Annotated in this window: 18 protein-coding genes; 3 read left to right on the top strand and 15 right to left on the bottom strand. The window is 72.5% G+C overall.

Going from position 1 to position 21,228, the window contains the following annotated elements; translation table 11 throughout:
• Positions 1-95 precede the first annotated feature (95 nt).
• The 5 genes from AB0C75_RS06625 to AB0C75_RS06605 all read right to left on the bottom strand — a co-directional run bounded on the left by AB0C75_RS06625 (position 96) and on the right by AB0C75_RS06605 (position 4,483).
• Positions 96-449, bottom strand: coding sequence for an MmcQ/YjbR family DNA-binding protein (locus AB0C75_RS06625; protein WP_362887749.1), 354 nt, complete (start codon positions 447-449; stop codon positions 96-98).
• Positions 446-1,729 carry a hemolysin family protein gene (locus tag AB0C75_RS06620; RefSeq protein ID WP_362887747.1) on the bottom strand — a complete coding sequence of 428 codons (1,284 nt, stop codon included), beginning with the start codon at positions 1,727-1,729 and terminating at the stop codon, positions 446-448. Before AB0C75_RS06620 ends, AB0C75_RS06625 begins: the two co-directional genes overlap by 4 nt.
• Complete coding sequence (gene ybeY, locus AB0C75_RS06615; protein WP_277334053.1) at positions 1,726-2,223, bottom strand: rRNA maturation RNase YbeY; 498 nt, start codon at positions 2,221-2,223, stop codon at positions 1,726-1,728. The genes AB0C75_RS06620 and ybeY overlap by 4 nt, the downstream gene beginning before the upstream one ends.
• Before the next feature lie 12 nt (positions 2,224-2,235).
• Positions 2,236-3,258 (bottom strand): PhoH family protein, encoded by a 1,023-nt coding sequence (locus AB0C75_RS06610; protein ID WP_362887745.1) that lies wholly within the window; start codon positions 3,256-3,258, stop codon positions 2,236-2,238.
• Between the two features lie 127 nt (positions 3,259-3,385).
• Entirely contained in the window at positions 3,386-4,483 is a 1,098-nt protein-coding gene (locus tag AB0C75_RS06605) for a PfkB family carbohydrate kinase (protein ID WP_362887743.1), read from the bottom strand.
• A gap of 358 nt (positions 4,484-4,841) precedes the next feature.
• Here AB0C75_RS06605 and AB0C75_RS06600 point away from each other — a divergent pair, with 358 nt between their 5' ends.
• The gene (locus AB0C75_RS06600; RefSeq protein WP_362887741.1) at positions 4,842-6,170 is read left to right on the top strand and encodes an MFS transporter; all 1,329 of its coding nucleotides are present in this window, start codon (positions 4,842-4,844) and stop codon (positions 6,168-6,170) included.
• Here AB0C75_RS06600 and AB0C75_RS06595 read toward each other — a convergent pair.
• From AB0C75_RS06595 to hrcA, 8 genes are all read right to left on the bottom strand, one after another.
• Complete coding sequence (locus AB0C75_RS06595; RefSeq protein WP_362887739.1) at positions 6,155-7,147, bottom strand: adenosine deaminase; 993 nt, start codon at positions 7,145-7,147, stop codon at positions 6,155-6,157. The two genes, AB0C75_RS06600 and AB0C75_RS06595, sit on opposite strands and share 16 nt — an antisense overlap.
• A 10-nt stretch (positions 7,148-7,157) precedes the next feature.
• Positions 7,158-8,066 (bottom strand): ribonuclease Z, encoded by a 909-nt coding sequence (locus AB0C75_RS06590; RefSeq protein ID WP_362887737.1) that lies wholly within the window; start codon positions 8,064-8,066, stop codon positions 7,158-7,160.
• 8 nt (positions 8,067-8,074) lie between these two features.
• A complete protein-coding gene (locus AB0C75_RS06585; protein WP_362887735.1) occupies positions 8,075-8,434 on the bottom strand; it encodes a histidine triad nucleotide-binding protein in 360 nt (119 codons plus the stop codon).
• A 145-nt stretch (positions 8,435-8,579) separates the two neighbouring features.
• Positions 8,580-11,822 (bottom strand): S41 family peptidase, encoded by a 3,243-nt coding sequence (locus AB0C75_RS06580; protein ID WP_362887733.1) that lies wholly within the window; start codon positions 11,820-11,822, stop codon positions 8,580-8,582.
• A 161-nt stretch (positions 11,823-11,983) separates the two neighbouring features.
• Positions 11,984-12,730, bottom strand: a complete 747-nt coding sequence (locus AB0C75_RS06575) for a 16S rRNA (uracil(1498)-N(3))-methyltransferase (protein WP_362887731.1) — start codon at positions 12,728-12,730, stop codon at positions 11,984-11,986.
• Positions 12,727-13,800, bottom strand: a complete 1,074-nt coding sequence (locus tag AB0C75_RS06570) for a nitronate monooxygenase (RefSeq protein WP_362887729.1) — start codon at positions 13,798-13,800, stop codon at positions 12,727-12,729. Before AB0C75_RS06570 ends, AB0C75_RS06575 begins: the two co-directional genes overlap by 4 nt.
• Before the next feature lie 132 nt (positions 13,801-13,932).
• The gene (gene dnaJ, locus AB0C75_RS06565) at positions 13,933-15,072 is read right to left on the bottom strand and encodes a molecular chaperone DnaJ (RefSeq protein ID WP_362887727.1); all 1,140 of its coding nucleotides are present in this window, start codon (positions 15,070-15,072) and stop codon (positions 13,933-13,935) included.
• Entirely contained in the window at positions 15,073-16,089 is a 1,017-nt protein-coding gene (gene hrcA / locus AB0C75_RS06560; protein WP_362887725.1) for a heat-inducible transcriptional repressor HrcA, read from the bottom strand.
• Positions 16,090-16,254: 165 nt separating this feature from the next.
• Here hrcA and AB0C75_RS06555 point away from each other — a divergent pair, with 165 nt between their 5' ends.
• Together AB0C75_RS06555 and AB0C75_RS06550 are read left to right on the top strand one after the other, a co-directional pair.
• Positions 16,255-16,977 carry an MBL fold metallo-hydrolase gene (locus tag AB0C75_RS06555; RefSeq protein WP_362887723.1) on the top strand — a complete coding sequence of 241 codons (723 nt, stop codon included), beginning with the start codon at positions 16,255-16,257 and terminating at the stop codon, positions 16,975-16,977.
• A 53-nt stretch (positions 16,978-17,030) separates the two neighbouring features.
• Positions 17,031-17,849, top strand: a complete 819-nt coding sequence (locus AB0C75_RS06550; RefSeq protein WP_362887721.1) for a DUF3097 domain-containing protein — start codon at positions 17,031-17,033, stop codon at positions 17,847-17,849.
• Between the two features lie 41 nt (positions 17,850-17,890).
• On the opposite strand, the gene hemW is transcribed toward AB0C75_RS06550, so the two are convergent.
• Together hemW and AB0C75_RS06540 are read right to left on the bottom strand one after the other, a co-directional pair.
• Entirely contained in the window at positions 17,891-19,123 is a 1,233-nt protein-coding gene (gene hemW, locus AB0C75_RS06545) for a radical SAM family heme chaperone HemW (RefSeq protein WP_362887719.1), read from the bottom strand.
• An 11-nt stretch (positions 19,124-19,134) separates the two neighbouring features.
• Positions 19,135-21,207 carry an ATP-binding SpoIIE family protein phosphatase gene (locus tag AB0C75_RS06540; RefSeq protein ID WP_362887717.1) on the bottom strand — a complete coding sequence of 691 codons (2,073 nt, stop codon included), beginning with the start codon at positions 21,205-21,207 and terminating at the stop codon, positions 19,135-19,137.
• Positions 21,208-21,228: the final 21 nt, after the last annotated feature.

Raw genomic sequence — 21,228 nt, 5'->3', positions numbered from 1 at the left:
GGCGAGCCCAGCCACCGGAGCTCGGCCTCCGTGCCCGTGTCGGGCAGCGGTGTGTGCGGCACGATCACCGGCCGGCCTGCGGCGGACCTGACGCCCTACGGCCGGTCCAGGCGCAGCCGTTCCGCCTTGGGGAGCCCGGCCACCACCAGGTCGTAGCTGTCCTCCACGAGCTCCCGGACCATCCGGCCCGGGAGCTCGGAGACCGTCACGGTGTTCCAGTGCCGCTTGTTCAGGTGCCAGCCGGGGACGATGGCGGGGTGGTCCTTCCGGAGCCGCAGCGCGTCGTCCGGATCACACTTGAGGCTGACCTTGAGTGGCCGGGCGTCGAGCACACTGAGCGCGAACATCTTGCCCAGGACCTTGAAGACCGAGGCTTCGGGCCCGAAGGGAAACTCCTCCACGCCCGCGTTGAACTCCAGGCAGAACGTGCGCAGCTCCTGGGGCGTCATGGCGTCCCTGCCTCCTCCGGTTCCACCAGCACGGTGACGATCTTGTTCCTGCGGCCGGCCGGGGACTCCGCGGTGAGACGGAGCTTGCGGCCGTCGGGGAGGTCGACGACCGATGAGGCTCCGGAGATCGGGACCCGCCCGAGCGCCTTCGCCAGCAGACCGCCGACCGTCTCCACGTCCTCGTCGTCGTAGGCGTCGAGGCCGAACAGCTCCCCGAGGTCGCCGATGTCGAGCCGGGCGGTCACCCGGAAGCAGCCGTTCTCCAGCTCCTGGACCGGCGGGAGTTCGCGGTCGTACTCGTCGGTGATCTCGCCGACGATCTCCTCCAGGATGTCCTCGATGGTGACGATGCCGGCCGTGCCGCCGTACTCGTCGATGACGACGGCGACGTGGCTGCGGTCCTGCTGCATCTCGCGCAGCAGGTCACCGGCGTTCTTCGTGTCGGGGACGAACGCCGCGGGGCGCATCGCCGTGGAGACGAGGTCCGCCTCCGCTTCCCTGTTGATGTGTGTCTTGCGGACCAGGTCCTTGAGATAGACGATCCCGACGATGTCGTCCTCGTTCTCCCCGGTGACCGGGATCCGCGAGAAGCCGGAGCGCAGGGCGAGGGTCAGTGCCTGACGGACCGTCTTGTACCGCTCTATGCAGACCAGGTCGGTGCGGGGCACCATGACCTCGCGCACGAGGGTGTCGCCGAGCTCGAAGACCGAGTGCACCATGCGGCGCTCCTCGTCCTCGATGAGCGACTCCTGCTCGGCGAGGTCGACCATCGCGCGCAGCTCGGCCTCACTGGCGAAGGGGCCCTTACGGAATCCCTTGCCCGGGGTCAGCGCGTTGCCGATGAGGATCAGCAGCTGTGGGATCGGGCCCATGATCCTGGCCAGCGGCAGCAGGACGTACGCGGCGGCCGTGGCCGTGTTCAGCGGGTGCTGGCGGCCGATGGTGCGCGGCGATACCCCGATGGCGACATAGCTGACGAGGACCATCACGCCCATGGCGACCGCCAGCGCCTCCCAGGTCTCGGGGAACGCCTTGAGGCAGGCGTACGTGACGAGCGCGCCCGCCGACATCTCGCAGGCGACCCGCACGAGCAGGGCGACGTTGAGATAGCGGGTGGGGTCGGCCGCGACCTGTTCCAGCTTGGCGCTGCCGCGCCGCCCCGCCCGGACGGCTTCCGCCGCACGGAAGCTGGACATGCGCGCGATGCCGGTCTCGGCGCAGGCGGCGAGCCAGCCGACGACGACCAGCAGGACCGCGCCGAAGACGAGAGGGAGGCTCACGAAACGGTGGGGGCGGGTGAGGGCCCGGTCAGCCCGCGCTCACCGCGCCAGCCGTCGACGATCGCCGCCTGGAGGCCGAACATCTCGGCCTTCTCGTCGGGCTCCTCGTGGTCGTAACCGAGGAGGTGCAGCACGCCGTGGACGGTGAGGAGCTGGAGTTCCTCGTCCATCGAGTGCTGCGTCTCGGCGTCCTCGCCCTGCTTCTTGGCGACCTCGGGGCAGAGCACGATGTCACCGAGGAGCCCCTGCGGGGGCTCCTCGTCGTCCTTGGCCGGGGGACGGAGCTCGTCCATCGGGAAGGACATGACGTCCGTCGGGCCCGGAAGGTCCATCCACTGGATGTGGAGCTGCTCCATGGCGGCGGTGTCCACCACGATCACCGAGAGTTCGGACAGCGGGTGGATCCGCATCCTGGCGAGCGCGTAGCGGGCGATGTCGAGGATCGCCTGCTCGTCGACCTCGGTTCCGGACTCGTTGTTGACGTCGATCGACATGGTGCGCTGCGACTACTTCCCGTTGCGGCCGTCACGGCCCTCTGCGTTGTCGTACTTCTCGTACGCGTCGACGATACGGCCGACGAGCTTGTGCCGGACGACATCCTGGGAGGTGAGCCGGGAGAAGTGCACGTCCTCGACGTCCTCCAGGATGTCCTGGACCTGACGCAGACCGCTCCTGGTGCCGGTCGGCAGGTCCACCTGGGTGACGTCACCGGTGACGACGATCTTCGAGTCGAAGCCGAGCCGGGTGAGGAACATCTTCATCTGCTCGGCGCTGGTGTTCTGCGCCTCGTCCAGGATGATGAAGGCATCATTCAAGGTCCGACCGCGCATGTAGGCGAGCGGTGCGACCTCGATGGTGCCCGCGGCCATCAGCCGGGGGATCGAGTCGGGGTCGAGCATGTCGTGCAGGGCGTCGTAGAGCGGGCGCAGATACGGGTCGATCTTGTCGAAGAGCGTGCCGGGCAGGAAGCCGAGCCGCTCCCCCGCCTCGACGGCGGGCCTGGTCAGGATGATCCGGCTGACCTGCTTGGACTGCAGGGCCTGGACCGCCTTGGCCATGGCGAGATAGGTCTTGCCGGTGCCCGCGGGGCCGATACCGAAGACGATGGTGTGCTTGTCGATCGCGTCGACGTACCGCTTCTGGTTCAGCGTCTTGGGGCGGATGGTGCGGCCACGGCTGGAGAGGATGTTCTGGGTGAGCACCTCCGCGGGTGTCTCCTCCCCGTCCCCGGTGCCGTTCCCGCTCGCCCTGAGCATGGCGATCGAGCGTTCCACAGCGTCCTCCGTCATCGGCTGCCCGGTGCGGAGCACCAGCACCATCTCGTCGAAAAGGCGCTGGATCAGGGCGACGTCCGCCGCGCTGCCAGCCGCGCTTATCTCGTTGCCCCGGACATGGATGTCGACGGCCGGGAACGCCGTTTCGATCACGCGCAGCAGGGAGTCGCCCGACCCCAGGAGCATCACCATGGGGTGAGCGGCCGGGATGTCGATCTTGGCGCGCGCCTGCGGCTGTGTGGGTGACTGAGTCATGGGCCGGCCCTCGGGCCTGCGCATACCTCCCGTTGCAGGGCAGTCGCTGCTCGACCGCCTCTGGAGTACCAGCGTACGACTCCGCACCGACAACACCGAGAGGTTTTACCCGGTGATCATCAGCCCTTCACTGCCGGAAGCCGATGGTCGGGACGGCGCGGCGCAGCGGCCATGCCCTGCTGGTGGCGGGGAGCAGCTCCTCCAGGAAGGCGTAGCGCTCCAGTGCCGCCGGGTCCTGGTCGGCGTAGGTGCGTACCTGTTGCCACCAGGCTGCGATCTCCGCCCATCCGGGTGCGGACAGTGACCCGCCGAATTCCTGCACGGACAGGGCGGCCGTCAGTCCGGCGAAGGCGAGGCGGTCGGCGAGCGGCCAGTCGGCGAGCGTCCCGGTGACGAACCCGGCGACGAAGACGTCGCCGGCCCCCGTGGGGTCGAGCGCCTCCACCGCGATGGCGGGCACTTCCGCGGCCGTCCCGGTCGCCCGGTCCACCGCGTAGGCCCCGTCCGCTCCCAGGGTGACCACGGCGAGGGGGACCCGCTCGGCCAGGGCGTGGGCGGCGGCGCGCGGGCAGTCGGTGCGGGTGTAGCGCATGGCCTCCTCGGCGTTGGGCAGGAAGGCGAGGCAGTGCCCGAGGTCGGGCAGGGCGTCCAGATCCCAGCGGCCGGTCTCGTCCCAGCCGACGTCGGCGAAGATCATCGCGCCGTCCCTGGCGGCCCCCGCGACCCAGGGCTCGCTGCGGCCGGGGGTGAGCGAGGCGACGGCGGCGCGGGCGCGCGGCGGGCACTTCGGGAAGGTGCGGCCGGGCGCCACGGATGCCGCGGGGGCCTCGTGACCGTGCGAGACCATGGTGCGCTCGCCCTCGTACGCCATGGAGACGGTGACGGGCGAGTGCCAGCCGGGGACCGTGCGCGACATGGACAGGTCGATGCCCTCGCCGTGTTCGAGCGCGTCCCAGCAGTACTCGCCGTAGTGGTCGTCGCCGAACGCGGCGGCCAGCGAGGTGTGCAGGCCGAGCCGGGCGAGGGCGGTGGCCATGTTGGCGACGCCGCCGGGGCTGGATCCCATCCCCCGGGCCCAGGACTCCGTCCCCCGGACGGGTGCGCTGTCGAGCCCGGTGAAGACGATGTCGAGAAAGACCGTGCCGGTCAGGAAGACATCGCAGTCCGGGTCCTGCGGGGCGCGCAGCCCGAGCAGCGGGTCGATGCCTGGATCAGCTGTAGTCACCGTGCGTTCCCCCGGCCGAGGCGGATCTTGCGTGTGCGAGTTGAGGCCAAGTGTGCCGGATCCGATGCCTCGTCCGGAGGGTCCGCGCCGCTCGGACGAGCTGACTCCGACCGGCGCTCCCGCCCGTGCCCCCACCCGCGTAAACCGAACTGGCTACCCGCCGGGAACGCCCGCAAAACCGCACTGTGACCCAGATCACAACGAGTCGGATTTCCGTCATCTTGTCCCTCTTGATACAAATTGCCCCGCGAGCACCGTCCAGGACAGGACGAGTGCCACTTCTCCCGCTTTTCTGCGCTTTCCCCCTGCCCTCCCCTGCCTCACTACTGCCTACTCCGGCATGTCCTCAGGAACCCCCATGTCCTCGCGCCCTCGCGCCGCGTGGCCCCTGGTCGCCGTGTTCACCGCCGGCTACCTCGCCGCCTATCTGCTCCCCACCCTCGTCGGCCGCCTCAGCGCCTGCCTGGACCTGACCCCGGCCCAGGCCGGCCTGGTCGGCAGCGCCCTTCTGCTCAGCTCCGCATCGGCCGGCTTCGCGCTGGCGGGACGCGCCGAGAGCTTCGGGGCGCGCGGCCCGGCGCGCGCGGGGCTGCTGCTCGCCGCGCTCGGCTACGGCTGCGCCGCGCTGACCACCTCGATGCCTCTGGTGATCGCGGGGGTGGTGGCCGGAGGCTTCGGCTCCGGTGCCGCCACCGCCGTCGCCGCCGCCGGCATCGCGGCACGGCGCGACCCGCACCGGACCTCGTCGCTGGGGCTGCTCAGCGTCTCGGCGACCGCGGGAGCGCTCTATCTGACGATCCCCCATCTGGGCGGCGGCCACCGGCTGCCGTTCGCCTGCATCGCGGTCGTCGCGCTGCTCGTGTGGCCCGCGACCTCCCGGCTGGGCGGCTCCTCTCCCGCCTGCGGGACCTCTCCGGTGCGGGGGCGGCTGCCGCACCGGCGGTCGGGTCTCGTACTGGCGGGCGGGATGGCCGTCTGGTCCATGGCGCAGAACGCCCTGTGGGGCGTGAGCGGCCGCATCGGGGCCGAGCAGGTGGGCCTCTCCGAGGTGGCCGTCGGCGCGGTGTTCGCCGCCGCTCTGGGAGCGGGGCTCCTCGGGCTGATGGCCGCGGGGTTGCTGGGAGCCAGGCTCGGGCGTGCGCTGCCGATCGCCCTCGGGACGGTGATCATCGCGGGGAGCATCGTGCTCAGCTCGTCCGCCGACGGTCTCAGGTCGTTCGCGGCCGGCGAGATCGCGTGGAACACCTTCTACCCGGTGGTCCTGACGTATCTGATCGGGCTGGCGGCCTCGCTGGACGCACGCGGCCGCTGGGCGGTCCTCGCGGGCTCGGCGGCGTCCGCCGGTACGGCCTGCGGCCCCCTGCTCGGCAGTGTGCTCTCCGAGCAGGCCGGCTACACGGCGATGGGGCTGATCCTGGGGGCCGCCACACTTCTGGTCGCGGTCCCCGTCACCGCGGTCGCCCTGCACACCGGGGGCCGGCCGCTGGTGCCGGGTTCCGTACGGCGCAGGGGCGGGGCCCCGGCCGCGCTGCTCGCCGCCAGGAGCGACGGCCTGTCCGGCGCGGTGCCCGAGCTGGGCGCGCCGGAGCAGGCGGTCGCGGAGATCAGCGTGCCCGCCCCGTGGCGCAGACGGCTGGTGCGCAGCGCGTTCCGTACGACGGGCGGGGGCGGTCAGTCGAACACGTAGGCCTCGACCTCGGCGAGGTAGCGCGCCCTGCGCTCCTCGTCGTGGTCGAGGAAGGCCGCTTCGAAGGAGTTGCGGGCCAGGGTGCGCAGCTGCTCCCGGTCAAGGCCGAGCGCCTCGTGCACGGCCTGGAAGGTGTCCCCCACGTATCCGCCGAAGTAGGCGGGGTCGTCGGAGTTCACCGTGCAGAGCAGACCCGCGTCCATCATGGACCGCAGCGGGTGCTGCTCCAGGACGTCGATGGCCCGCAGCCGCACGTTGGACAGCGGGCAGAGTGTCAGCGGGATCCGCTCGGAGACCAGCCGGTCCACCAGCTCGGAATCCTCCATGCAGCGCAGGCCGTGGTCGATCCGTTCGACACCGAGGACGTCGAGGGCCTCCCGGATGTACTCCGGCGGACCCTCCTCGCCCGCGTGGGCGACCTTGCGCAGGCCGAGCGCCGTGGCCGCGTCGTACACCTCGCGGAACTTCGCCGGCGGGTGTCCGACCTCCGCCGAGTCGAGGCCGACGGCGCTGACGCGGTGCAGATACGGCTTCGCGGCCTCCAGGGTCTCCAGCGCCGATTCGGCGGACTTGTCACGCAGGAAGCACATGATCAGCTGGGTGGAGATGCCGTGCTTCTCCTCGCTGCGGTCCAGCGCCCTGCCGAGCCCCTCGATCACGGTGCCGATCGGGACGCCGCGGTCGGTGTGGGCCTGCGGGTCGAAGAAGATCTCGGCGTGCCGGACGCCCTGGGCGGCGGCGCGGGCGAGGTAGGCGTCGGCCAGTTCGGCGAAGTCGTCCTCGGTGCGCAGGACCGCCATGAGGGCGTAGTAGAGGTGGAGGAAGCTCTGCAGGTCGTCGAAGAGGTAGGCGGTGCGCAGCGCTTCGGTGTCCGCGTGGGGCAGGTCCACGCCGTTGCGTGCGGCGAGCGCGAAGGCCAGCTCGGGTTCGAGCGTCCCTTCGATGTGGAGGTGGAGTTCGGCTTTGGGGAGGTGCACGGAGTTCTCGTTACGTGTGGCGGGTGGGTACCGGGACCCTGATCAGGTCCTGGGCAATGGTCAGTTCACCTTCGAAGCCGGCTGCCCTGGCCTGGTGCTCGAAGACGTCTGAGTCGGTGTAGCGCTGGGAGAAGTGCGTCAGCACGAGGTGCCGTACGCCGGACTCCTTCGCCACCCGTGCCGCCTGGCCGGCCGTGAGGTGGCCGTGGTCGGCGGCGAGCCGGCTGTCCTCGTCGAGGAACGTCGACTCGATGACCAGCATGTCGCATCCGTCGGCGAGCGCGGACACGCCGTCGCAGAGCCGGGTGTCCATGACGAACGCGAAGCGCTGCCCGCGGCGGGTCGTGGACACCTCCTCCAGCGGGACGCCCCGCAGGACGCCGTCCCGCTGGATCCGTCCGACGTCCGGCCCGCCGATGCCGTGCTCGGCGAGCTTCTCGGGCAGCATGCGCAGCCGGTCGGGCTCGGTGAGGCGGTAGCCGTAGGACTCGACCGGGTGAGACAGCCGGTGGCTGTCGATGGTGTACGCGTCGGTGGTGGCGAGTACGCCGTCGGCGGCGACCGGGGCCTCGGTCAGCTCGACGGACTCGCGGTAGGCGGTCGCGTACCGCAGCCGGTCGAAGAAGCGCTGTCCGCTCGCCGGGAAGTGGGCGGTGACGGGGTGCGGGACCTGGTCGAGGTTGATCCGCTGGATCACGCCTGCCAGGCCGAGCGAGTGGTCACCGTGGAAGTGCGTGACGCAGATGCGGTCGATGTCGTGCGCGGCGACGCCCGCGCGCAGCATCTGGCGCTGGGTCCCCTCGCCCGGGTCGAAGAGGATGCCCTCGCCGTCCCAGCGCAGCAGATAGCCGTTGTGGTTGCGGTGCCGGGTCGGCACCTGGCTCGCGGTGCCGAGGATCACCAGTTCCCGTACGGACACGAGCGGCCCTAACCGGGGGGCCACTGCATCCCGCGACCGCCCAGGACGTGGGCGTGCGCGTGGAACACGGTCTGGCCGGCGCCGGCGCCGGTGTTGAGGACGATGCGGTAGCCGCTGTCGGTGATCTTCTCGTCGGCGGCGACAAGACCGGCCTCACGCAGCACGTCAGCCGCGATGTCCGGCTCGGCCGCGGCGAGCGAGGCGGCGTCCGGGTAGTGCGCCTTGGGGATGACCAGGACGTGCGTCGGGGCCTGGGGGTTTATGTCGCGGAAGGCGACGGTCGTCGCGCTCTCGCGGACGATGGTCGCCGGGATGTCACCCGTGACGATCTTGCAGAACAGACAGTCGGCCTGCGGCTCTCCCGCCATGGGGTGCTCCTGGGTCGTGGTGATCGGTCACGGGCAGCCTAGCGGGCGCCGCGCGGCGGAAGACGGCCGACTCGGGGCCCAGGGCGATCAGGGGCGGTGGCGCGGGTCCGCCCCCGCCATCGCCCCCGCCGTGCGCACCAGGTCGTTACTGCGCCCCGTCCGCCGACGGCAGTCGCGGAGCCGTCTTCGCCGGCGTCCGCGTCAGCGACTCCAGCGCGATCCGGATCGCTTCGTCCAGCTGCGGGTCCCGCCCCGCCGCGTGGTCCTGCGGGGCCGTCACGACCTCGACGTCCGGGTCGACGCCGTGGTTCTCGACGCCCCAGCCGTACCCCTCCAGCCAGAAGGCGTACTTCGGCTGGGTGACCAGCGTGCCGTCGACCAGGCGGTAGCGGCTGTCGATGCCCACGACGCCGCCCCAGGTGCGCGTGCCCACCACCGGGCCGATGCCGAGCGCCTTGATGGCCGCGTTCACGATGTCGCCGTCCGAGCCGGAGAACTCGTTCGCCACGGCCACGACCGGTCCGCGCGGCGCGTCACCGGGGTAGCTGGAGGGCCGCATGCCACGCGGCAGGTCCCAGCCGACGATGCGGCGGGCCAGCTTCTCGACGACCAGCTGCGAGGTGTGGCCGCCCCTGTTCTCCCGTACGTCCACCACCAGCCCTTCGCGGGCGACCTCGGTGCGTAGGTCCCGGTGGATCTGCGCCCATCCCGAGCCGACCATGTCGGGGACGTGGAGGTAGCCGAGGCGGCCGGCCGACCGCTCGTGCACGTACGCACGCCGGCCGGCGACCCACGCGTGGTAGCGCAGCGCCTCCTCGTCGGCGACGGGGACGACGACCACATGGCGGGGCTCGCCGCCGTCGACCGGTGAGACGGTCAGCTCGACGGGCTTGCCGGCCGTGCCCGCGAGCAGGGGGGCGGGGCCGGTGAGGGTGTCGACGGGGTGCCCGTCGACCGCCAGGATCACGTCGCCGGCGCGCACCGCGACGCCGGGAGCGGCGAGCGGGGACCAGGCCGCCGGGTCCGAGGTCTCCGAGGGCAGGATCCGGTCGACGCGCCAGCGCCCGTCGTCGGCGCGGGAGAGGTCGGCGCCGAGCAGTCCCTGCCGGGCGGAGTCGTCGCCGTGGCCACCGGACGGCCTCACGTAGGCGTGGGAGGTGCCGAGTTCGCCCTGCACCTCCCAGAGCAGGTCCATCAGGTCGTCGTGGGTGGAGACCCGGTCCAGCAGCGGCCGGTAGCGGTCCAGGACGCCGTCCCAGTCGACGCCGCCCATGTCGGGGCGCCAGAAGTTGTCCCTCATGACGCGGCCGGCCTCGTCGTACATCTGGCGCCATTCGGCGGCCGGGTCGAGGGTGCGGCGGACACGGGAGAGATCGACAGTGACGTGGGTGTCGCCGTCGTCGTCGGACTCCCCTGACACCCGGCTGTCGGAGGGGACGACCCGCAGAGTGCCGTGGCTGTGCAGGACCAGCCGCCTGCCGTCGCCGCTGACCGCGAACCGGCTGATGCCGGAGGCGACTTCCTCGCAGCGCAGTTTCTCCAGGTCGTACCGCTCCAGGGTTGGTTCGGGGCTGCGGGCGCCGGGCGTGGCGGCGCCGGCACCGAGCACTCCCTTCACCGGGTGGCGCAGCCACAGCAGCCCGTCCCTGGCGGCCCGGAGCGAGGAGTAGCCGGCGGCCTCGACGGGGAACGGCACGATCCGGTCGGCGAGACCGTCGAGGTCGACGCGGGTGATGGGGAGCGCTGTGGGGTTGTCCTCGCCGTCACCGCCCTTCTCCTTCTCGGCCGGACGGCCGTGGAGCTGCGGCCCGAACGGGGAGGGCGTGGTGGCGGCGAGTGTCAGCAGGTGCGGCCGGCAGGATCCGCCGAACGCCAGGTCGAAGACGTGCGCGTCGTAGATCGGGTCGAAGACGCGCTCGGAGAGGAAGGCCAGGTGCTTCCCGTCGGTCGTGAAGGCGGGGGCGTAGTCCCGGAACCGCAGCGGGGTGGCCTCGGTGACCGACAGGTCCGCGAGGTGGGCCAGTCTGAGCTGGCTGAGCGGCTCGGGGCCGGGGTGCGACCAGGCGAGCCAGGCGGAGTCGGGCGAGAAGACGAGTCCGGACGCGTCCCCGTCCTCGCTGCGGTCCACCTCGTGCACCTCGCCGCTCTCCCGTTCGACGATCAGGACCCGTCCGTCGTGGGCGGCGACGGCGAAGCGGCTGCCGTCGGGGGCGGGGGCCAGATCCAGGACCCGGCCGATCCGGCCGGCCGCGAGGCGGCGCGGCGCGGTGCCGGGCGCGGTGCCGGTGGCCGGCGCACACTCCAGGGCGTCATCGCCCTCGGCGTCGGTGACCCAGACGACGTGCTGGCCGCCGTCGGCCTGGAAGGTGTGCGGGAGCCTGGCCCGTACCCCGGGTTCGGCGGCAAGGACGCGGGCCGGGCCCTCCCGGTGGGTGACCCAGTGGACGGCGCCGCGGGACCCGACCGCGCTGCCGCGGCCGGTGCGGTCCGGGGACGCGCTGTACGGATGGCTGCCGACGTCCACGGGGTGCGGCTGCAGGTCGGTGCGCTGTCCGCCGAGCCGGATGTCGAGACGGCGGGGGCCGTCGCTCTCCAGACCGTCAAGGAGCCAGAGTTCACCGGCGCCGGCGTAGCTGATCCGGGTGCCGTCGGTGGTGGCGTGCCGGGCGTAGAAGCCGTCGACGCCGCTGTGGCGGCGCAGGTCCGTGCCGTCGGGCAGGGAGGAGTACAGCGCGCCGACGCCCTCGTGGTCGCTGAGGAAGGCGATGCGCTCACCGACCCACATCGGGCATTCGAGGTTGCCGTCGAGGTCCGCATGGACGCGGGTGAACTCCTCGGGGGTGCCGTCCGCGGGCCGGTCGGCCGCGGCGATCCAGAGCTTGCCGGCCGTCCCGCCCCGGTAGCGCTTCCAGGCGGCGGCCTCGCGTCCCATCGTGGCCGAGAGCAGCAGGGGCCGCCCTCCGGGTCCGTACGCGAGCGAGCCGACCGGCCCGTACGGCAGGGTTCGGGCGGGGCCGCCGTCGACGGGGACGGCACGGGCCCAGCTGCGCCGCAGGGAGACCTGGCCCTGGGTGCTGATCGCCAGCACGTCGCCGTCGGGGGTCCAGCCGCGTACGGACGTGCGCGCGTCGCCCCAGTGGGTCAGCCGTCTGGAGGGACCGCCGTCGGCCGGCGCGAGATGCACCTCGGGGGCCCCGTCACGGGTGGACGTCCAGGCGACCAGGGTGCCGTCGGGAGAGATCCGCGGCTGGCTGACAGGGCGGTTGTCGGCGCTCACACGCCAGGCCCGGCCGCCGTCGAGCGGCGCGAGCCAGACGTCGTCCTCGGCCGTGAAGGCGATCAAGTCGCCCTGGACATGGGGATACCGGAGGTAGGAAGGCTGCGTCACACGGATCACCCTAGGCCGCGGCACCGGTCCGGGTACCGGAGTTGGCCGGAGTCAGCCGTAGAGCCGGTGGCCCGCGCACTCTCATTCCGCGGAGGTTCTCGGTGACCCCGGCGGCCACCGCCGCGCGGCGCGGGCGCGTCGGGCCCGCCCGGCGCCCTCGGCTACGACCAGCGCCCGGTGCGTCCCATCAGCAGGGCCGCCGCGGCGGTCCCCGCGGTCGAGGTGCGCAGGACGCTCGGGCCGAGCCGGTAGGCGGGCGCCCCCGCCTCGGTGAAGGCCGCCAGCTCCTGGGGCGCCACCCCGCCCTCCGGGCCCACGACCAGCACGATCGTGCCGCCCGCGGGGAGTTCGGCGGTGGCCAGCGGCTCGCTGCCGCTGTCCCGGTCCTCGTGCAGGACGCCCGCGAAGTCAGCGCCGGCCAGCAGGGCCGCGACCTGCTTGGTCGTCATGGCGTCCGCCACCTCGGGAAAACGCACCCGGCGCGACTGCTTGCCCGCCTCGCGCGCGGTGGCGCGCCACTTGGCGAGGGACTTGAGCCCGCGATCGCCCTTCCACTGGGTGATGCAGCGCGAGGCCTGCCAGGGCACGATCGCGTCGACGCCCGTCTCGGTCATCGTCTCCACGGCGAGCTCGCCGCGGTCGCCCTTGGGCAGCGCCTGGACGACGGTGATGCGGGGCGCGGGCTCGTCCTCCTCGTGGACGCTCGTGAGGCCGGCCACCACGAGCCGGTCCTTGCCCTCGGCCGCCCGTACGACGCCTTCGGCCCAGCGGCCGCGCCCGTCGGTGAGGACGACGTCCTCCCCCGGGTTCAGCCGCTTCACGGACACGGCGTGCCGCCCCTCGGGGCCGTCCAGCACGAACTCCGTTCCGCCGGGCAGCTGTTCGACGACGAACACCGGTGCCGTCACCGGTCACTCCTCACGTTCATGGCCGCACGCGCGGCATCCATCTCTGCGGCGAGCAGGCCCACCAGCTCCCCGGCGGGCAGCTCACGCGCCATCCGGTGGCCCTGGCCCGCCCACAGCGCCATGCCCTGGGCGTCCCCTGCCCTGGCGGCGGCTCTGCGCAGCCCGCTGGTCACCTGGTGCACCTGCGGGTAGGCGGCGGGGGCGTACGCCCCGTGCTCCCGTACGAACCGGTTGACCAGGCTCCGCGCGGGGCGGCCGGAGAAGGCCCGGGTCAGGGCGGTGGTCGTGAACAGCGGGTCGGTCAGGGCCTGCTTGTGCAGCGGGTGCGCCCCCGACTCGGGGCAGGGCAGGAACGCCGTACCGAGCTGGGCGGCGTCGGCCCCGGCCGCGAGGACGGCCGTGATCTGGGAGCCGCGCATCAGGCCGCCGGCCGCGACGACCGGCAGACGCACGGCCTCGCGGACCTCGGCGAGCAGCGCGAGCAGCCCGGTGCCGGTGAGGCCGCCCTCCGGGTCGTCGCGGTGCGTGGACTGATGGCCGCCCGCCTCGGTGCCCTGGACACAGACCGCGCCCGCGCCCGCCCACTCGGCGTCCCGCGCCTCCTGGACCGAGGTGACCGTGACGACGGTGAGCGTGCCGACGGCGGCGAACGCGTCGAGGGTCTCGCGGGTGGGGCAGCCGAAGGTGAAGGAGACCACCGGCACCGGATTCCCCAGCAGGATCGCGACCTTGGCCTCGTAGCCGTCGTCGCCTGCCGCGTCGGGCTCGCCGAGCGGGGTCTCGTACCAGGCGGCCTCACCGGCCAGTTGGTGGCGATATACCTCGACGGCGCCGGTGTCGGCGGCCGGCGGCTGCGGCATGAAGAGGTTGACGCCGAAGGGACCGCTGGTCATCCTCCGGAGCTGCTCGGTCTCTTCGTACATCCCGTCCGCCGTCTTGTATCCGGCGGCGAGGAATCCGATCCCCCCTGCATCGGCGACGGCGGCGGCCAGCTCCGGCCGCGAGGCACCGCCCGCCATCGGGGCCTGCACGATGGGGTAGCGGCAGAGATCCGTGAGCGCCAAGGACATGACGGCATCGTGCCACGTCCCGCGAATCGTGCCGAATCAGCCCTCCGTACCGTGCGGGGCGGTGCCGTACCGGCCCGCACGCACCGCACCGCCCGCCGGTACGGAGACCGGCGGGCGGTGCGGTGACAGGGTTCAGCGGCCGTTGAAGGCGTCCTTCAGACGGGAGAAGAGCCCCTGCTGTCCGGGCTGGAACTGACCCGTGGGCCGCTCCTCGCCGCGCAGCTTGGACAGCTCCCGCAGGAGGCGCTCCTGCTCGGGGTCCATCTTCGTCGGGGTCATGACCTCGACGTGCACGATCAGGTCGCCGCGCCCGCCGCCACGCAGGTGCGTGATGCCGCGCCCGTGCAGCGGGACCGACTGCCCGGACTGGGTGCCCGGCCTGATGTCGATCTCCTCCATCCCGTCGAGCGTCTCCAGCGGCACCTGGGTGCCGAGCGCCGCAGCCGTCATCGGGATGGTCACCGTGCAGTGCAGATCGTCGCCGCGCCGCTGGAACACGGCGTGCGCGACCTCGTGGATCTCGACGTACAGATCCCCCGCGGGGCCGCCGCCGGGGCCGACCTCGCCCTCGCCCGCGAGCTGGATCCGGGTGCCGTTGTCGACACCTGCGGGAATCTTCACGGTGAGGGTGCGCCGCGAGCGGATGCGGCCGTCACCGGCGCACTCGGGGCACGGGGTCGGCACGACCGTGCCGAAGCCCTGGCACTGGGGGCAGGGCCGTGAGGTCATGACCTGACCGAGGAAGGACCTGGTGACCTGGGAGACCTCGCCACGGCCGCGGCACATGTCGCAGGTCTGCGCGGAGGTGCCGGGTGCGGCGCCCTCGCCACTGCAGGTCGTACAGACGACCGCCGTGTCGACCTGGATGTCCTTGGTCGTGCCGAAAGCCGCCTCGTTGAGGTCGATCTCCAGCCGGATCATCGCGTCCTGGCCGCGCCGGGTGCGCGAACGCGGCCCGCGCTGCGCGGCGTTGCCGAAGAACGCGTCCATGATGTCGCTGAAATTGCCGAAGTTGCCGGCTCCGAACCCTCCTGCGCCACCGCCGCCGCCCGAGCCGGACAGCGGGTCACCGCCGAGGTCGTAGACCTGCTTCTTCTGCGGGTCCGACAGCACCTCGTAAGCGGCGTTGATCTCCTTGAACCGCTCCTGGGTCTTCGGATCCGGGTTGACATCCGGGTGGAGCTCGCGGGCGAGCCTACGGAATGCCTTCTTGATCTCGTCCTGAGATGCGTCGCGGCGCACGCCTAGTACGGCGTAGTAGTCCGTGGCCACTTACGAATCCGCCAGGATCTGTCCGACGTAACGTGCCACTGCGCGTACCGCTCCCATCGTTCCGGGGTAGTCCATGCGGGTCGGTCCGACCACGCCGAGTTTGGCGACTGCCTCGTCGCCCGAACCGTAGCCGACCGCGACGACGGACGTGGAGTTGAGCCCCTCGTGGGCGTTCTCGTGCCCGATCCGTACGGTCATGCCTGAATCCGTTGCCTCACCGAGCAGCTTCAGCAGCACGACCTGCTCCTCCAATGCCTCCAGCACCGGCCGGATCATCACAGGGAAGTCATGCCCGAAGCGGGTGAGATTGGAGGTGCCGCCGATGATCAGCCGCTCCTCCGTCTCTTCGACCAGAGTCTCGAGAAGGACGGAGAGCACCGTCGACACGGTCCCCCTGTCCTCGGCCTCGAAGGACTCCGGCAGATCCTGCACCAGCCGTGGGACGTCCGCGAAGCGCCGTCCGACGACCCGGCTGTTGAGCCGGGCCCGCAGATCGGCCAGCGAGGTGTCACCGAACGGTGCAGGGCAGTCGATCATACGCTGTTCGACCCGGCCCGTGTCCGTGATCAGGACGAGCATCAGCCGGGCCGGGGCCAGGAGAAGAAGCTCCACGTGCCGGACCGTCGAGCGGGTCAGCGAGGGGTACTGCACGACGGCGACCTGCCTGGTCAGCTGCGCGAGCAGCCGGACCGTGCGGCCCACGACGTCGTCGAGGTCGACCGCGCCGTCGAGGAAATTCTGAATGGCCCGGCGCTCAGGCGACGAGAGGGGTTTCACACCCGCGAGCCTGTCGACGAAGAGCCGGTAGCCCTTGTCCGTCGGAATACGCCCCGCACTCGTGTGCGGCTGGGCGATGAAGCCCTCGTCCTCCAGCAACGCCATGTCGTTGCGGACAGTCGCCGGGGAGACCCCGAGGCTGTGCCGCTCCGTGAGCGCCTTGGAGCCGACGGGCTCCTCCGTGCCGACATAGTCCTGGACGATGGCGCGCAGCACTTCGAGTCTGCGTTCACTGAGCACCGCGCACACCTCCAGCTGTGGTCCTCCGGCGTCTGCCTGGCACTCTGTGCGTTCGAGTGCCAGCGATCCCCCGGTCAGTGTACGGGGGCGAGGTGGGCCCGGGGCAAGGGCGACCGGCCACGCCCGTCACGGGACCACGCAGGTCGTTGCCGATAGCGTCGCCGTATGGACGCCTCTTGGGAAGAGTTCGGCTGGGAGCGGTTGGGCAACGGTACGGGACGCAGACGCCTCCCCGGCTGGGACGCGACCGCCGCACTGGTCGCGGGGACGGACGGTGTGCTGCTCTACGACACCGGGGCGACGCTCCGGGAGGGAGCCGGACTGCGCACCCAGGCCGAGGCACTGCTGGGCCGCAGGGTGACGCATATCGCACTGAGCCATCCGCACTTCGACCATGTGCTGGGCACCGCCGCCTTCTCCGGGGCGGAGGTCTACGGGGCGGTCGGCACGGCGGAGCTGCTGGGGCGGGGCGCCGAGGAGCTGCGCGCGGACGCCGTACGGCACGGCATGAGCGAGGCGGACGCCACGGCGGCCACGGACGTCCTGGTGGCCCCGAGGCATCAGGTGAGCGGCGAGTGGACACTCGATCTCGGCGGCGGCTTCCAGGTGCTGCTGGCCAATGTGGGGCCGGGCCACAGCGGCCACGACCTGGCGGTCCTGGTGCCGGGCTCCCCCGTCGTGATGCTCTGCGGCGACCTGGTCGAGGAGTCCGGCGAGCCGCAGGCGGGACGCGACGCGGTCCCCTCGCACTGGCCTGCCGCGCTCGACCGGCTGCTGGAGCTGGGCGGCGAGGACGCGGTGTACGTGCCGGGGCACGGGGCGGTGGTGGACGCGGCGTTCGTACGGGCGCAGCGCGATCAGCTGGCGGCCCGCTTCGGCGTGTCGTGAACGGCGTGCCAGGAACGGCGTGTCGTGAACGGGCGTCCGTTTATCGTCGTGCCATGCGCAGCTACCAGCCGGACCTGACTCCGCCGTGGAAGAAGTCCGCTCCCGCCCCCGAGGTCCCCGCCGAGCCCGATCTGGTCGTCGAGGAGGCCGTCAGCGGCTTCTGCGGGGCGGTGATCCGGTGCGAGAAGACGGCCCAGGGGCCGACGGTCACGCTGGAGGACCGCTTCGGCAAGCACCGGGTCTTCCCGATGGAGCCGCGCGGCTTCCTACTGGAGGGCAGGGTCGTCACCCTGGTACGCCCCTCGGCCGGCGGCCCCGCCCGGCCCACGCGCACCGCGTCGGGTTCGGTGGCGGTGCCGGGCGCACGGGCCAGGGTGGCGCGGGCCGGCCGCATCTACGTGGAGGGGCGGCACGACGCCGAGCTCGTCGAGCGCGTCTGGGGCGACGACCTGCGCATCGAGGGCGTGGTGGTGGAGTACCTGGAGGGCGTCGACGACCTCCCGGCGATCGTGCGGGAGTTCGCGCCGGGCCCTGACGCCAGGCTCGGTGTCCTGGTGGACCATCTGGTGCCCGGCTCCAAGGAGTCCCGGATTGCCGCCCAGGTCACCGACGCGCACGTCCTGGTGGTGGGGCATCCGTACATCGACGTCTGGGAGGCCGTGAAGCCCTCGTCCGTGGGCATCCCCGGGTGGCCGGTGGTCCCGCGCGGGCAGGACTGGAAGACGGGCGTGTGCCGTGCGCTGGGCTGGCCGGAGAACACCGGCGCGGCCTGGCAGCACATTCTTTCCAGGGTCGGCTCCTACAAGGATCTGGAGCCGCAGCTGCTGGGCCGGGTCGAGGAGCTGATCGACTTCGTCACCCTGCCCGCCTGAGGCCTCGCGGGTGCGGGGCGGGATGGGGTGGGGCGGGGTGATCAGTCCACCAGGTCCCGCACCACGGCGTCGGCCAGCAGCCGCCCCCGCAGCGTGAGGACCGCGCGGCCCTCGCCGTACGGTCCGGGCTCCAGCAGCCCGTCCGTCACCGCGCGGCCGGCCGCCGCGAGCCCGGCGGGGGCGAGCAGCGACAGCGGGCAGCCGTCGACGAGCCGCAGCTCCAGCAGGATGCGCTCGACCCGGCGGTCCTCGTCGCCGAGCACCTCACGGCCGGCGCCGGGCGAGCGGCCCTCGGCCAGTGCCTGCGCGTAGGCCCCGGGGTGCTTGACGTTCCACCAGCGGACCCCGCCGACGTGGCTGTGGGCTCCCGGTCCCGCGCCCCACCAGTCGGCCCCGCGCCAGTACAGCTCGTTGTGCAGGCAGCGGCCCTCGGGGGTGCGGGACCAGTTCGACACCTCGTACCAGGAGAAGCCCGCCGCGGCCATCGCGTCGTCGGCGATCAGATAACGGTCGGCGTGGACGTCGTCGTCCGTCATCGGGACGTCGCCCCGGCGGATGCGCCGGGCGAGCTGGGTGCCCTCCTCGACGATCAGCGCATACGCCGACACATGGTCGGGGCCCGCTCCGATCGCCGCGTCGAGGGTGGCCCGCCAGTCGTCGTCGGACTCGCCGGGGGTTCCGTAGATCAGGTCGAGGTTGACGTGTTCGAAGCCGGCCGCGCGGGCCTCCGCGACGCAGGCCTCGGGCCTGCCTGGCGTATGGGTGCGGTCCAGGACCTTCAGGACGTGCTGCCGTGCGCTCTGCATGCCGAACGAGACACGGTTGAAGCCGCCTTCCCGCAGCGCCGCGAGATACGCCGGATCGACGGATTCCGGGTTGGCCTCCGTGGTGATCTCGGCGTCATCGGCAAGACCGAACTCCTCACGGATCGCCGCGAGCATCCGGACCAGGTCGGCGGCGGGCAGCAGCGTCGGCGTACCGCCGCCGACGAAGACCGTGCGCACCGGGCGGGGGTCGTCGCCGAGCACCTTGCGGGCCTGGCGGACCTCCTCGGTCAGATGGGCCGCGTAGTTGTCCCTGGACGCCAGGGCGCCGCCGGAGCCGCGCAGCTCGGTCGCGGTGTACGTGTTGAAGTCGCAGTAGCCGCAGCGGGTGGCGCAGTAGGGCACGTGCAGATAGAAGCCGAGCGGCCGTTCGGCGGCGCCTTGCAGGGCATGGCGGGGCAGCGCCCCGTCGTCGGGCATGGGCTCACCATCGGGCAGTACGGAAGGCATACCGTCCATTGTCACTCGGCGGGAGGACTCACCCGTACGGCCGTGTGCCGTTCCTTGTCGATCTGGAGGACGAGCAGGGCCAGGTCGTCGTCGGGCGGGCGCTCGGCGAACGTGTGGACGGCCCGTTTGATCCGGTCGGCTATCCCGGCGGCCGGGAGCCCCGCGCAGCCCGCCAGGACGCGTGCGAGGCCGTCACCGTCGTCGAACATCAGCCGCCCCGAGCGCCGCCCCGTGACCCCGTCGGTGACACAGAGCAGGCTGTCGCCTGGCAGGAGGTCGAAGCACTGGCTCTCGTACGCCACGTCATCGACGATCCCGAGCAGCACCTGAGGCTCGGCGGCCGGGCGTACGGAGCCGTCGGGGCTCAGCAGCAGCGGGAGCGGATGGCCGGCGCTCGCCACGGTGCAGCGCACCCTGCCGTCCGGGAGGGGGACGAGGTCGCCGTACAGCAGGGAGAGGAAGCGGGACCGGGAGCCGTCCTGGATCTCGTGGATCTCCCGGATCTCGTGGCTCTCGTGGATCCGGCCGTCCTGGATCCGGCCGTCCTGGATCCGCCGGCCTTCCTGGGTCCGGCCCTCCTGGATCCGCCCTTCCTCGGTCCGGCCTTCCTCGATCCGCCGCCCGCCCGCCGCCGCGACCATGAGGGCGGCGGCCTCGGCCGCTTCCATCGCGTCGTCCAGGAGGAGCCGGTTGAGCCGGTCGAGCACCTCGCCGACGCGGAACCCCTCCCGGGACAGCAGTCGCAGCCAGGGCCGGGCGAGACCGGTGACGACGGCGGCCTCGGGGCCACTGCCCTGGACGTCCCCGAGCACGAAGCACCAGCGGCCGCCGGGGCACGGGAAGAGGTCGTAGAAGTCGCCGCCGACCACGCCGTCGTCCCCGGGCTCGTACACCAGCGCACTGGTGACTCCGGGGATCTCGGCCACCTTGCTCGGCAGCAGGCCCCGCTGGAGGATGCGGCTGATGGTGGCCTGCCGGGTGTAGGCACGGGCGGCGCCCACGGCGAGGCCGACCCGTCGTACGAAGTCCGCGAGCAGCGCGGCGGCGTCCTCAGGGATCCGGTCGGCCCCCTCGCGGCCCACCAGGACGGCGCCGAGCGTGCGCCCGCCCGAGATGATGCGGTGGGCGAGGGCGGCGCCTGTGCCGTCCTCGGACCCCGCGGTGGCACCCGGCGGCCAGGGCATGGGTACGGGGCCCGTGCCGACGCTCCCGGGCAGCCGGAGCGGCTCCTTCTCCAGTGCGGGGCGCAGCAGCCCGGTCCGGGTCTCGTCCCGGTGCCAGACCCCGGCGAGCCTGGGGGCGGCCCCCGGGCCGCCTCCCTCGCACTCCAGCCATATCGCGCACCAGTCGGCGATCCTGGGCACCAGGAGCCGGCCCGCCGTGGACGCCACCAGGTCCTCGTCGAGCTGGCCCGTGAGGAGGCCGGAGGCCTCGGCGAGGAAGGAGAGCCCTGTGCCGCCGGCCCAGCCCGCGTCGTCGCGGGCGGGGTGCCCGGCCGGGGACGCGAGGACCCCGTCGTCGCGCGCACCGCGCCCAGGGGCGGTGCGGTCGGCCGCCGGGGCGTCCGGGAGTCCGTAGCGGTCGTCGCCGGGGAGGCGGGCCCAGACGGTCTTGAGGCCGGTGCGGTAGGTGATGCCCCAGGATTCGGCGAGGGTCGCGACGAGCTGCAGCCCCCGGCCGTACTCGGCGGGGTCGGGCCGCTCGGCACGCTCGTCGCGCACCGACCTGGCGGGATGGTGATCGGTGATCTCCAGCACCAGCGCGGCGGGTTCGGGACCGGCCGAGTCCTCGAGGCCGATGAGCAGCTCGACCGCCGTACCGGCGTGCACGACCGCGTTGGTGACCAGCTCGCTGGCCACCGTCAGCGCGTCGTCGGTGAGCCGTTCGCCGAACTCTCCCGCTGTGGGCAGGCCGAGCGCGGTCCAGTCGCCGAGCGCCGCCCGGACGAACCGGCGGGCCGCGGCCGAGGCCTGCGGGATGCCCGGCAGGCTGGTGCGCGCGACGCGGCGCGGATCGTCGCCCCGGCCGGCGACGGCGGTGCCGGGACGCTGGACGATGCCCCGTTGCAAGGATATGGGCCCCACGGTGCGGCTCCTGAGGGTCTC

This window comes from Streptomyces sp. NPDC048565 (assembly GCF_040650935.1).
GTDB lineage: Bacteria > Actinomycetota > Actinomycetes > Streptomycetales > Streptomycetaceae > Streptomyces.
Note: the sequence above shows the minus strand (reverse complement) of the source record. Positions and strands in the feature narration are given on the sequence as shown.